The sequence below is a fragment of the Flavitalea antarctica genome (assembly GCF_054461535.1).
This window is the reverse complement of record NZ_JBTLQG010000003.1, coordinates 271,342-283,490: the sequence shown is the minus strand read 5'-3', so window position 1 is coordinate 283,490 and position 12,149 is coordinate 271,342. Positions and strand designations below refer to the sequence as shown.

8 protein-coding genes are annotated in these 12,149 nt (G+C 44.3%); 5 read left to right on the top strand and 3 right to left on the bottom strand.

Annotated features, from left to right (window positions below; genetic code table 11):
- Nucleotides 1–194: 194 nt before the first annotated feature.
- A complete protein-coding gene (locus tag ACX0G7_RS05580) occupies nt 195–554 on the bottom strand; it encodes a hypothetical protein (RefSeq protein ID WP_458922442.1) in 360 nt (119 codons plus the stop codon).
- Nucleotides 555–1,106: 552 nt separating this feature from the next.
- Between ACX0G7_RS05580 and ACX0G7_RS05575 the strand changes: the two genes are divergently transcribed.
- The 4 genes from ACX0G7_RS05575 to ACX0G7_RS05560 are packed head-to-tail and all read left to right on the top strand — an operon-like array spanning nt 1,107 to nt 5,287.
- The gene (locus ACX0G7_RS05575; protein ID WP_458922441.1) at nt 1,107–1,670 is read left to right on the top strand and encodes a hypothetical protein; all 564 of its coding nucleotides are present in this window, start codon (nt 1,107–1,109) and stop codon (nt 1,668–1,670) included.
- Nucleotides 1,671–1,691: 21 nt separating this feature from the next.
- On the top strand, nt 1,692–3,014 hold the full coding sequence (locus ACX0G7_RS05570; protein WP_458922440.1) for a Dyp-type peroxidase: 1,323 nt from the start codon (nt 1,692–1,694) through the stop codon (nt 3,012–3,014).
- Between the two features lie 18 nt (nt 3,015–3,032).
- The gene (locus tag ACX0G7_RS05565) at nt 3,033–4,055 is read left to right on the top strand and encodes a hypothetical protein (RefSeq protein ID WP_458922439.1); all 1,023 of its coding nucleotides are present in this window, start codon (nt 3,033–3,035) and stop codon (nt 4,053–4,055) included.
- Between the two features lie 26 nt (nt 4,056–4,081).
- On the top strand, nt 4,082–5,287 hold the full coding sequence (locus tag ACX0G7_RS05560; RefSeq protein ID WP_458922438.1) for a DcaP family trimeric outer membrane transporter: 1,206 nt from the start codon (nt 4,082–4,084) through the stop codon (nt 5,285–5,287).
- A 48-nt stretch (nt 5,288–5,335) separates the two neighbouring features.
- Here ACX0G7_RS05560 and ACX0G7_RS05555 read toward each other — a convergent pair whose 3' ends face one another.
- Nucleotides 5,336–6,316, bottom strand: a complete 981-nt coding sequence (locus ACX0G7_RS05555; RefSeq protein WP_458922437.1) for a GlxA family transcriptional regulator — start codon at nt 6,314–6,316, stop codon at nt 5,336–5,338.
- A 144-nt stretch (nt 6,317–6,460) separates the two neighbouring features.
- Here ACX0G7_RS05555 and ACX0G7_RS05550 point away from each other — a divergent pair, with 144 nt between their 5' ends.
- A complete protein-coding gene (locus tag ACX0G7_RS05550; RefSeq protein WP_458922436.1) occupies nt 6,461–6,970 on the top strand; it encodes an SRPBCC family protein in 510 nt (169 codons plus the stop codon).
- Nucleotides 6,971–7,034: 64 nt separating this feature from the next.
- On the opposite strand, the gene ACX0G7_RS05545 is transcribed toward ACX0G7_RS05550, so the two are convergent.
- Nucleotides 7,035–12,149: an adenylate/guanylate cyclase domain-containing protein gene (locus ACX0G7_RS05545; protein ID WP_458922435.1), complete on the bottom strand. Its 5,115-nt coding sequence runs from the start codon at nt 12,147–12,149 to the stop codon at nt 7,035–7,037.

The window sequence follows — 12,149 nt, the reverse complement described above, 5'->3', positions numbered from 1 at the left end:
CCGGTAATTAAGTCTATCATGTAAATAAACCAATCAGTCTGACCGTAATAAATTTCCCAGGGGTGGATAGGAAGGATAAGGTTGTTTAAATATATCAAATTTCAATACATCGCGAATAACCTGCTTACCATTTATGTTAAGCGGTATAAAAATTCGTCGTGCTTAACGGCGGCCTCATTTAGGTGGTGACCTACCTACCTTGATAGAAAGTTGCCGGGTAATCGCATACCTCTTTCGTCTGCGACAACTTTTTCCATTGCTTTTTGAAGTCCTTTGGGAATGACTTTTTTCTCCTCATCCGTTAGTTGCTGGGTGAGTTCATGAAACTCGTCTTCATCATCATAATAACCGAAGTACAGGTGGTAAGTATTATCTGGATGTACCCGCAACGCGATCTCCTTATCTTCTTCATAAATGTGCATACTGATAACTGACCATTGCTCATCATCCTGGAAGTCAAAATGAATCTCGACACTGTCTCTGCCTAAAACTTCATTAACAAGTTTTTCAATCATCCCACCGGCGTGGTTCTTTACCAATTCTTCGTAGTTCATACTATTTGCTTAAAGGGCCCAAGTTAGGTTTTCCGCTGTTAATCGCCTAAACACATCAACCCCGGCATTCCTGACAAACAAGTCCTGATAACTCTGAAGAACAGGCTTATCCACGTTGAATAGAGCAATGGTACTGGTAACCAAGCCTGCATTTAACAGTTAAATTCATTCTGATCTGAATATGCTTCTAATGATCGGATCAGAATTCTGGTCTTTTTTATCAATCAACCAGTTTCACAACCTGCCTTTACTCTGGCAATTGATCACTGAAAAGAAGCAGGGAGAAGATTCCAACAGCAGGTGGTGGATACAATATTCGTTTAACAGTTAAACGATTGTTTTCCGGTTAAATACAGTGCAAAGCTGCGACCTTCATGAAGACAGTTTTTCATTGTAGTTATCAATTCACAAAATCCTCTTGATGGACAAGGTGCGCTAGCAGCAGGTCAGAAATTGGTTGAGTGATCCTGAAATCGACAGGCCGCTTTTCAGCATCATTCCCTGTAAAATAAAAACACAAATGATTTCAGAATAATAATTAATCATATAAACATGTCAAACAATTCGAACAACAACTGGGCAACCCCAGCCGCTATGGCACTTCCTAAGGAAGGCTATTTTACAAAGGAAGAGGGCCGGTATGGAGCCCTGTTCCCAAAAACACCTGCCAATTACGGCTTCACGGTTATCGTGAAAGTGATACCCGGCCGGGAAGAAACAATTCGCGAATATGGTAAAACAATTGAAGCAGCAGTGAAAAGCACCCCGAATGTGCTGGCACCTTTGAAGCTGCATTATCTCCGGTGGGTGCTGTTTGATGTAGGAAATGGCCTGCATTTTATGTACCAGGGCATCTTCGATACAGATTTTGATAAATACATGGAAGACGCTATCGCGTTGTTCAACAGCACCGGACTGACAACTGTATTTGTAAACCTCGAAGGATTTCCGGAGGATTGGAAAACAAATATCAATGCTGTGGTGAAATTTTTCCGTGAACATCAGCGCCCGAGTTTTCTTGAATATGGCGAGTATCCTTTTGTGTCTGCCGACGAGGTAAAAAAAGCCTTGAAATTGAAGGATGCATTTTCTGAGATGCTGGATCAAATGCAATAATCAATCTACAACAATCTTAGTATGCTCGAATTAGAAGATGTTCAGCATTATCTGTTAACACGCCCCCATGCTGTAATTGCGCAGTATAATTTTATTTGCTTCCGGTCAGCGGAAGCAGGGCGCAACTGGGTTAATACCCTCTCGGATATTGTCGGCACGGCTAAAACGGTGATGGCCGCAAGCGAAACGGATATGCGATGGGTCAGCCTGGCCTTCACGTTTAATGGCCTGCGAAAACTAGGACTTGATGAAAGTTCGCTGGCAAGTTTTCCAGAGGCTTTTCGCCAGGGCATGGCAGCAAGAGCTGCCATGCTCGGGGACACTGGTATTAATCATCCGGATAACTGGGAAGATAAGATAACCAGTGAAGACCTTCATGCAGTAGTTATTCTTTTCGCCCGAAATAAAGAGGAAAGGGACCGATGCATTAAAAAAAATGATGACTATATTAAGGACAATCCGGGAGTTGAGATCCTTTCTTCAATACTGATTGAGGCTATCCCCCCATATGATTATGTACATGAACATTTTGGTTACCGCGATCGGTTAACCACTCCTGTGATAGAAGGCATGGGAACGATACCGACTCCGGGCTCCGGAGAACCGAGCAAAATCGGGGAATTCTTTCTTGGCTATCCCGATGAAACAGGCCTGATGCCTGTTCAACCTCAACCCGAAATTCTTTCAAAGAACGGAAGCTTTCTCGGGTATAGAAAAATGCGGGAACATGTAGGTGCGTTCCGTGACTTTCTAAAAGCAAATGGAAAAACCAGGGAAGAACAGGAACTGGTGGCAGCCAAAATCATGGGCCGGTGGAGAACGACCGGGGCACCACTGGTTTTGTGCCCCGACAAAGATGATCGCGAACTCGGATTTGATGACCAGCGCAATAATAATTTTGATTACGAGAAAATGGATCCCAGGGGTTTTGCATGTCCGATGGGTGCTCATATACGGAGAATGAATGTCAGGGACTCGCGGGTATCGCGTATCATGAACCGGCGGTTGATCATCCGCCGGGGAGGAACCTTTGGTCCCCACCTTCCTGACGATGCTCCCGAAGATGGCGCTAACCGCGGCATAGCGGTATTTGGTGGTTGTGCTGATCTTACCCGGCAGTTTGAATTTTTAATTTCTGTATGGGCCAATGATCCTGAATTTCATGAATTGAATGAACGGGATCCTTTTGCAGGAAGTATAGATGGTAAGTTTGAAATAACCATTCCCAAAAAACCAATCAAAAAAAAGCTGACAGGTTTAAATGCCTTTACAACTGTAACCGGCGGAGCATACTTTTTTATGCCCGGAATCAGGGGCTTAAAATATCTCGCCTCCTTAAAATAAATTCATAAAGCAATTCCAATGGCTGCACCAGTCTATCCCTCACCAAGGGTCTATAACCAGGTCTTGAAACCCCGTCCCTATTTAAAAGGCAAAAGACGGTTCAGTGTCTACTGGACATGGAGCTATCCCTGGGAAGCAAACCGGGATACAAGCGAACTCGATAACCGGTTTTCTACTATGACCGAGGTCCGTCGTGTGCTCTGGCCTGCATTTGAATCCATTGAATTTCGTGAACAATGCTTTCTGCAGGGGATCGCGGGAACCCTGGAATTGTTTCATCTCAGCATAGTGCGATTCCAGGAAGTAGTGGAATCCGTAACAGGTCAGCCTCTACAGGTGTACCAACGGATCGATCAGGCGGGTCAACGGTTACCCATCGATGAGAGGGTACTTGCCGATACAGATACTATGATGATCTTCGGACTTGACCATATGATAACCGAGCAGGAGGCGGAGCCAGGAGAAATTGAAGCACTCAGGCATTTTTTAAAGCGTGAAGGCACCTGCCTGATCATCGGGCCACATCACGATGTTGGATTCTCGGAAGACTGGAAGCAAAGACAACAGGAATATATCCATCATGGAGATCCGTTGGTGCCAAGACAACAGCGTTTCGGCACCTACACCCGTTCCATCATGAAGGGGTTGGGAGTGCCGGTTGAAAACAGGTTCGGGCTGCGTCCTGCCACGGTTAAGGGAACCAACAATCAGCTACAACCATTGAACAAACAAATGGACTTCGATACAAAAGGATTGCTGGCTGGGGTGAACACGTTTAATTTTCATATGCATCTCCCCCACTATGCAGTAACAACTGATGATAACAAACAAATTCATGTCCTGGCGCGTCAGCCCATTGATATGTCACACCCTCATCCTTTTATCGAAGCCGGCAACACGGAATTCAATATGTTTCTGTGGATGCCCCCCACAAACGAAAGACCAGGCGATATCCTACTGGCCGATTCAACGATCTTCACCACACTTTTCGGTGGCGATGAAAGCCTGGAACGCTTCTGGAAAAACCTGGCCATGATGTGAGTCGTAAAACCTATCATAGCAGAATCATGAGGACAACTAAACGTTTTGTTCTTCGGTTGTCCATTGTGTTACTACCGGTATTTTCTTGTGCACAGGAAAAGACAGACAACCTGGAGCTGTATGGATTCATCCTTGTAGATGGCGGATACAACTTCAACTCCATTGACCCGGACTGGTTCGACGTAATGCGTCCGACAAAACTCCCGAAATACAAAAATCAGTTCGGCACTTCCGGAAATTATTTTGTCAGTGTCAGGCAAACGCGCTTCGGGGTTAGAAGCAGTACACAGACTAAACTGGGCGAATTAAAAACCCAATTCGATTTTGACCTGTATGGCTTTGGCAAAGATGCGGGCCAGACCACGATTCACCTTGTCAACGGATTTGCCCAAATGGGTAAGCTGTTAGTAGGTCAGACTCCCTCAACGATAATGGATACTGATGTGTTCCCCGTGACTTTGGATTATTGGGGACCTTGTTCCCGTATTTTCATCTTAAACGTCCAGGTTCGTTACACCCCCGTATTTACAGAAAAACACAGATTTGCAGTGGGACTGGAAAGGCCGGGAGCAACAGCCGATGGGTATGACTATACAAATAGTGTAGATTCCCGCCAGCTTAAGCCAAGACTCCCCTTGCCTAACCTCACGGCACATTACCGGCGTAACTGGAACTGGGGTTATACACGGATCGCGGCCATTGCAAAATCAATTCAATGGAAAAACGTATCAGACACCAGCTCAATAGATCTTAGCGGGAAAGATATCGGTTGGGGAGTGAATGTGAGCACCGTAATTGATATCACCAAAAAGCTAAAATTTAAATTCCAGGGTGAGTGGGGCGAAGGATTTCAGAATCATATTGCGGACCCCTCACCAGATGTGGCATTAGAAAGTAATCCTTCGGACCCCGTTACACCAGCAAAAGGAAAAGCCCTTCCCGTATTGGGCTTTTTTAGTTTTGTCGAATATAAATGGAGCAAGAAACTTCATAGCTCAGTTGGCTATTCAATGATGGAGATCAAAAATGCGGACCTTCAATCGCCGGACGCATTCCGCATGGGACAATATGCTTTATGCAACCTGAGATATTATGCAGTTGAAAATGTAATGTTAGGTATTGAATACCAGTATGGACGTAGGGACAATTATAGTGACGGATTTCATTCTGTATGCCACAAAATTCAATTTGCTTTTAAATGCAATTTCTCGAGAATATTTACGGCAGAATAACATCCTGACAACAGACTGCTCACCTCATAGACAATCATGAACAATGCTTTATACCATCGCGGATGCTTTACTGAATTTTGCTTTATAGTCCAAAGGCGAAAGGCCGGTAATTTTTTTGAAGACCTCTCTGAAAGCCTTGTCATCTGAATAGCCAACATCATACATTACTTCAAAAATATTTTTCCTGCCTTTTTCCAGGGTACTTTTTGCTACCTCTACTTTTACCCGCTGCAGATATTCCACCGGTGTATTACCCGTTGCCTTTATGAACCGCCGGTCGAAGTTCCGCCGGCTCACTGAAAGTTTCGCCGCAAGTTCTTCGAAAGAAATCCGTTCACTGAGATTCTCCTCTATATAGGTCTGCGCCTTGCTTATCACTTCATCGCCATGGTTTTTCTGGGCCTGGAAAATAAAAAACGGTGACTGTAATGTCCGGTCAATATCAATCTGGAATATCTTTGAGCATATGATTGCCGTTTGCCTGTCGAAGTATTTTTCAACCAGGAAAAGTACCAGGTTTAAGAAAGAATATGCTCCACCGTTTGTATATATGCCTCTTTCTGCAACAAGCAATTTATCTGTCTGCAGATTGATGTTCGGAAATAATCGTTTGAAACCGGCTGCCGCGTTCCAGTGCGTTGAACATGACTTGCCATCAAGCAAACCAGTGGCTGCAACCAGGAAGGCGCCGGTACATATGCTGGCGATCTCTGCACCCTTTTTATACTGTTCCCTGATCCAGGTAACGAGTTCTTTATTATCGGTTAGGATATTGTCGTAATCGTGCGAAAGAGAAGGTATGATCACGAGGTCAGTATATGCTATGTCGTTTATATTTACGGGATTGACTGAAAAAAAGCCCCCGTCCAGTTTCAGTTCGTTCATATACCCTGCTATACAGATCTCAATGGCCGGACGGTTTCCCATTTTTTGCCAGTACTGATTTGCCCTCGTAAGAATTTCGAATGTTCCCGTTATGCTGCTCAGGTTGGCGTTTCCTTCAGGAACAATAATAGTTACATGTTTCATAAAAGGATTTTGTAAAAGCAAGTTACACCAATATGCTGTCCGAATCAACCCCATAGATTGTCTATTCCACACCCCCCAGATAATCGATTAAGCCATTAATTTTAATACTGGATTTTTATTTACTAAATCTTAAAAACAAACAAGATGAATACTCCTGACTTCAATACAACGATTGTGGTAGATCAGACTCCGGCAGGCGTTTTCCAGGCGGTTACAAACGTGAGAGGTTGGTGGTCGGAAGAAATTGAAGGAGGCACCGCTAAGCAGGGTGACGAGTTCTATTATCACTTCAAGGACATACACCGTTGCACCATGCGGCTGACCGAGGTTATACCTGACCAAAAGATAGTCTGGTATGTGGTTGATAACTATTTCAACTTTACATCAGACAAAAGTGAATGGAAGGATACACAGATCATTTTTGAGATTTCCAGGCAGGATGATAAAACACAGCTGAAGGTCACACATCTTGGCCTCGTCCCTGAATACGAATGTTATGATATCTGTTCAAACTCATGGACCCGGTATATACAAGAGAGCCTGTTCAACCTCATCACTACCGGTCAAGGTCAGCCTAACCGCTCTGACAATCCACAGACGGCTGATGAATTAAGATTAAGTAACGAGGAACAACCTGCTGCGGTAGAAAATTAGTGCCCGCTCCGATGATAAGTATCAGCATAATTACTGGCTTGTTGAGCTCAGCCGATGATTGCCTTCATGGTCGCGATTTTTCTGCAAAGTACATATCCAGTTCGCCTTTATTTTTTGCTTCAATTTTCCCCCTGTATACAAAATTAAATTTCCCTTTTACCTGTTGGTAGGTGGCCTCGGATATGTTAACCTTCCCGGGTTCCGAGTTTTGTTCCATCCTGGCTGCGATATTAACGGTGTCGCCCCAGATATCATACTGTAATTTTTTTGCGCCAACCACGCCTGCAATAACAACACCGGTATGAATGCCGATTCTAAGCTCAACCTTATCGTCTGCTTCAATACCCGCCAGTTGCATAGCAGCAAACTGTTGCATTTCAAGTGCAGCAAGGATCATCTTTTCCGCCCCATTATCAAGCGTGTTACCAATCCCTCCAATGGCCATATAAGCATCGCCTATTGTTTTAATTTTTTCCAACCCGTATTTTCCCATGATTCCATCAAATGCACGGAAGTAGTTATCAATCATCCCGATCAGTTCTTCAGGAGTAATTTTTTCAGAAATTTTCGAAAAGCCTTTTATATCGGCCATCAACACCGTTACATTTTCTAACCGCTGAGGTGTTGTTTTTCCTGTCGCTTTCAACTCTTCAATTGCTTCCCTCGGAAAAATATTTTTCAATAACTCCGAAAGTTGTTCTTTTTCGGTTTCCAGTGTAACCGTCCGCTCTTTTACGAGGCTTTCCATGTTAGTATTAAGGTTAGCGTTGTCCAGCAACATAGCTATTTGTGCCGAAATGAGCTTTAGCAGTCCAATGCGATTTGAATCAAACACGCCCTCATTTGAATAATTCTCCAGGTACAAAATCCCAAAAAGTTCGCCCTGCTTTAAAATCGGAAAGATCAGCACCGACTGGGGCTGGTGCAAAGCGAAATAAGGCAAAACACTGTATTCCGTTTGCCTCGACGGATTGTTTACTATAAAGGGTTCTTTGAGCCTTGCCACATACCTGATTGTTTTTAAGGGCAGGCGGTCAGCATCGGGATACTCAGTCACTGACCTGGCACCATCATGATTATTATAAAATGCTTTTATAACAAGATCAGCCCTGTTGCTCATCAGGATATAGCCGGTATCAGCTCCTGAATTCTGAATTACGGTTTGCATGAGTTGCTCAATCACCTGGTTAATATCTTTTGCACTGTTCACTGCCTGCGAAGCTTCCATTACCAGGTCAAGATCCATATGCTGCAATGAGCCCTCCGCACTCCCGGTTTTTATTTGATCAAGCACGCTTGGCCCAAGCAGACTACCGAACTCTTTTTCAATATGTTTCACCTTTCCGATGGCGCCCCATTGCAGATAAGACTGTCTCGCGTTGTCAAGATATGTTTTCGCAATGATCACGTTGCCGGAGCCGGCGTGATACCTGCCGGCAAGTTCGTTTGCAAGCGCCTTGAAATTAATGTAGAGATATTTGTCTGCGCTTTTGATTGCATTTTCATATAAAGTGGCAGTAGCCGCAGTGTTACCAGTGATCCTGGCGAGCTCCGCCTGTAATAAAAAGTACTTCGGCTCAAAATTATCGGGACAGTATGCACTCCATTTTTTCAACTTCGCGACATGATCATTGAGCATCCTCAGATAAGGCTTGTGTGGTGATAATTTTTTTTCATGGGCCATTGCACAGATCAATCCACCATAAAAATTGTACTCGGCATATTCATAACGGTGATAAATAAACGCCATAAACCGCCCGCTCTCGAGATAGTTTTGCAGTGCCTCCCGGATGTAACCGAACTGGTAAAGCACATTGATGTAAGCGATGTATGTATCAGCGGCACAGGAAAAGGATGATGAAGCCACAATCTGCGCGAGCCGTTCGGGCGCATTGTAAAGCTGGCCCATTAACAAAACGTTTTCGTCAATACCACGAAGACACCGGATCGCATGATAATATCCCTCCAGGAAATGTCTTGTCTCCAGGTCGCCGCGCTGATCCACTACACGCAGGTAATTTTCAAAAGATTGCTGTAACTCGGGAAGGGGAAATCCGAGTACAAATTTTTTCTGATGATAATGAAAAATGCCGTAGCCTCCATAGATCGGGTCACCGTTGGACAGACAACCATTAATGATCTCCTGCATGTTATCAAATTCCGGTCTCACGGGCTGGGTCCAGTGCTGAACAAAATTGTTGTAGCACATGCCAAGTTTCCATTTTAAAACCGTGTATCCAAGTTGCCTGTTGATCTGCATGCCGATGTCTGCAAGCTTTTTACCGGTTTGGTAATCGCCGAAAGACTGGGCGAGGATCATTCCATAACCCATATAACCAAACGAAGCAACGCCGTTGTTACCATACTTCAGAGAATAGTTAACCATCTGCATGACCCCCCAGGCAAACAGATTCTGATCGTACTGATATGACGGCGGCGAGACTGCCAGCGTAAACTCAAGGAAACGTACCTGTTCCGGATCCTTCATAACAGGGTAATCGGGCAGAGCGTCAATCCTTTTGCCTCTTAATAACCATTTGGCTTTGATGATATCTTTAAACACTGCCAGCATGATAGCAGGCTTCGATTTCGGCATATATAAACCGTAAAGCCCAAAACCGATACGACCGGCTTCAACAGCTTTCTCTTTCTGTTCATTTGAAGTGTACATATATACCTTCAGTATCAGGACCTCCAGTTTATCAAGCCTCGTTTCAGAATGTGCATATAGTTCATCCAGGTCCTTTTCAGCTTCCTCATACTTACCGGTCTGGTATTTACAAGCCGCGCCGAGGAGATAAAACTCATAAAGCTGCCGGTAATGTTGCCGGAAGTTCAAAGACTGGCGCCCGAGATGTAAATAATTGATTGCTGAATCGTAAGCAGTAGCATTGCTTGCCTTTCTGCCGGCACCCAGGTTTATTTCTATAAGATTATCCAGATCCTCTTTATTATTGATAAACTGCCTCCCTTTGTTGAAATGGCTGGCAATAATAAATATGTCTTCAGCGATTTCCGCAGCTGTATAATTTTTCAGCTTGAACTGGCCCGCCCGCAGATTTATAGCAGCAATTTCTTCTTCATTTACGAGTGAGAGACAAGCCTGTCGGATCCTGTCATGTGCAAACTGGAACCTCACATTGCCAATGCGGTTCAGATCTGTATCGCTGATATTATGGGATGAACGTATATAATGATCAAGATTGTCATCGGCTGCTACAATATAGCCGGTGTTTATTACTTCAGGCAATACATCAGCAACCTTAAACAACTTTTCATCTATCAGATTGGTTACCGTTAACAGGTCAAAGGTATCCCCCACACAGGCCCCCGTAGTAATGATCTTTTTCTGGAGATCAGTCAGATTATTTATTTTCTGTATCAGCAGATCGACTACATTATCGCCAAGGTTAAAATCCAGCAAACCTTTTTCACTCCATTCCCAGATGCCGGATTCATTTTTTGCAAGGACGCCCGTTTCATTGAGTGATGTGAGCAGTTGAATGGTGAAAAAGATGTTACCCTGTGTCTTTTGGTATACCAGGTCCACCAGCTGAGCTGGTTTTTCAACCTGGTTTTGCAGTGTATCAAGAATAAAATTGGATATGGTGGTTTTTGCAAGGGGTAACAATTTTATTTCCTTGATATCAGCCCGCAGTTGTTGCCTTGCCAGTGAGATCGCGAATGCATGGGTGGGATCCACTTCATGGTCGCGGTAAGCACCAATGAAAAAAAACTTCCTGATATTGTTATTCAGTACAACTAGTTCAATGAGTTTTATAGATGCAAGATCAGCCCATTGCAGGTCATCCAGAAAGACGATGAGTGTATGCTCATCTGAGCTGAATGCTGCAATAAAGTTTGAAAAGGTCTGCTGAAATCGATTCTGTGATTCGTCAGGTGACAGTTCGTCCACGGCTGATTGTCTGCCTACAAGGATCTCAAGCTCGGGGACAACATCAATAATGATCTGACCGTTCCCTTTCAAAAAATCAATCAGCCTTCGCTTCCAGTAAATAAATTTATCCTCCTCTTCCCGGAGGAGGTTCCTGATAAGATCCCGCATAGCAGCTATCAGTGCAGTATACGGTGAATTCCGCTGCAAGGCATCAAACTTCGCCCTGGTGATAAACGTTGTGGTTTCTACCATTGTCCGCTGAAACTCCTGGACGAGCCGCGTTTTTCCAACACCGGAATAACCACCAATATAAAGTGCCTGCTTTTTGCCTCTTCTTGCGAGCTGGTAAGCATCATTCATCAGCACAAGTTCCGCATCGCGCCCCATCAGCTTTGCAGAAATAGTGATCCTGCTTACATAATCCTTTTCTCCGAGCCTGAAGTTTTCACGGTAGTTGTCATCATTAAAAAACCTGGTACTTTGTTCAAGATCGTGCATTAATCCTGTGGCGCCCTGGTACCTGTTCTGCGGGTTCTTGGCCAACAGCTTCAATACAATATCATTGAGGACCTGCGGAAGGTAGGGATCGATTACATTCAATGCTACCGGCTGGCGGGCAATGTGTGCGTACAATAATTCTGAGGAACTGGTGCTGTTAAACGGAGGCCGTCCCGTTAACATCTCATAGAATATAACGCCGGCCGAATAATAGTCGGATCTGAAATCAATAACCTGGTTTATGCGCCCCGTTTGTTCAGGACTTATGTAGTCAAGGTCCCCGGCACTGGCGAATGCAAAAAAGTTATCAGTTTCCTTTTTAAAAACCCTCGACGCTTTCCGGAAATCAGATAGTTTGCAAATCCCCTCCTCCGGATCAATAAATATATGTTCGGGGCGCAGGTTGCCGATTATCCAACCTCCTGCATGAAATGCTGATAACATTTTGCAGATGCTCAGCGCAAGCCGGACAAAAGCAGTTGGCTTGATTTTCTTCTGCTGGGTTATATACTGCCTAAGTATGCAGCCGGCACTATTTTTAAAGATAACGGCGATGGAGTCCTGCTGCTGCACAACATTAACGGGCTGCAGCGCTTCGCTCCAGTTTTTTTCCATCACCAGCTGTACCATGTTTTTCAACGACTGTATCTGGTGCTCATTTGGATTGCGGTAAACCTTCGCGATAAATTGTTCATGGCGCAGCAAATCCTCAACCCGCATCATACTGAACAGCGGAGCATCAACCATAGTTTCGATAGCCTCAAATCCCTTAATTGTAACCAC

What these genes read in the sequence shown, in the direction of transcription:
- ACX0G7_RS05550 (WP_458922436.1), top strand. Translation starts at nt 6,461, where the DNA reads ATGAATACTCCTGACTTCAATACAACGATTGTGGTAGATCAGACTCCG.
- ACX0G7_RS05565 (WP_458922439.1), top strand. Translation starts at nt 3,033, where the DNA reads ATGGCTGCACCAGTCTATCCCTCACCAAGGGTCTATAACCAGGTCTTG.
- ACX0G7_RS05560 (WP_458922438.1), top strand. Translation starts at nt 4,082, where the DNA reads ATGAGGACAACTAAACGTTTTGTTCTTCGGTTGTCCATTGTGTTACTA.
- ACX0G7_RS05570 (WP_458922440.1), top strand. Translation starts at nt 1,692, where the DNA reads ATGCTCGAATTAGAAGATGTTCAGCATTATCTGTTAACACGCCCCCAT.
- ACX0G7_RS05575 (WP_458922441.1), top strand. Translation starts at nt 1,107, where the DNA reads ATGTCAAACAATTCGAACAACAACTGGGCAACCCCAGCCGCTATGGCA.
- ACX0G7_RS05580 (WP_458922442.1), bottom strand. Translation starts at nt 554, where the DNA reads ATGAACTACGAAGAATTGGTAAAGAACCACGCCGGTGGGATGATTGAA.
- ACX0G7_RS05555 (WP_458922437.1), bottom strand. Translation starts at nt 6,316, where the DNA reads ATGAAACATGTAACTATTATTGTTCCTGAAGGAAACGCCAACCTGAGC.